Below are 684 nucleotides of genomic sequence, written 5' to 3'. Positions count from 1 at the left end.
TTTTTCCAGAATCTTGATCCACAGCTTGCAGCAGCCGCAGTTGGGTGTTTTCCAGACTTCGATGAAGGCAACCGTGGACATCGCCGCTGGCGCATGAGACGCATGGTCTGCGCCACCTTTTGCTTTGCTTGCCTCGGCAGGCGTAGCATCCTTAGCTTGACAAGCGGCAATTAGGGATGTGCTGGAAAGCAGCGCAAGCGCTGCTCCCAAAACGCCTCTGCGTGAGCGCATGATTTCAGTGCTTGTGACCGGAGTGACCATCGCTTTTTGCTCCAACAACTTTGATCTTCCCCACCATGCCGGCCTGATAGTGGCCTGCAATCAGGCATGCAAAATCGAAGTCACCCGGTCTATTGAAATTCCAGACGATGCTGCCAGTTTTTCCAGCAGCAACGTGTGCCATGTAAGGCTCATCGTGCTCCATTGTGGGGAACTTGATCATCTGTGCAGCATGCTCATCCAAGTCTTTCTTTGTGCCAATGACGAATTCGTGCATGATTTTTCCATCGTTCCGTACATTGAAGCGGATGGTCTCGCCTTGCTTGACTTCAATGTTACCGGGGGTAAAGCGCATGTTGTCGCCCATACTCACGGCAACCGTACGCTTGATATCTTTTTCATCGCCAGCGATGCCCCATGGTTTTTGCTCTTTCTTAACGGGGCCTGCCTTTTTGGAATGATCCT

At 51.8% G+C, this 684-nt stretch carries 1 protein-coding gene and 1 pseudogene; both read right to left on the bottom strand.

Annotated features, from left to right (window positions below):
• A pseudogene (locus tag KIH26_RS17205) lies at positions 1-231 on the bottom strand (hypothetical protein); the annotation flags it as partial.
• Between the two features lie 4 nt (positions 232-235).
• The coding region (locus tag KIH26_RS17200; protein WP_249661650.1) for a cupredoxin domain-containing protein at positions 236-684 on the bottom strand (449 nt) is incomplete at its 5' end.

This window comes from Variovorax sp. PCZ-1 (genome assembly GCF_018413605.1).
In the GTDB taxonomy this organism is placed as follows: Bacteria; Pseudomonadota; Gammaproteobacteria; order Burkholderiales; family Burkholderiaceae_C; genus JANMDU01.
The sequence above is the reverse complement of the archived record's forward strand: the minus strand, read 5'-3'. Positions and strand labels throughout refer to the sequence as shown.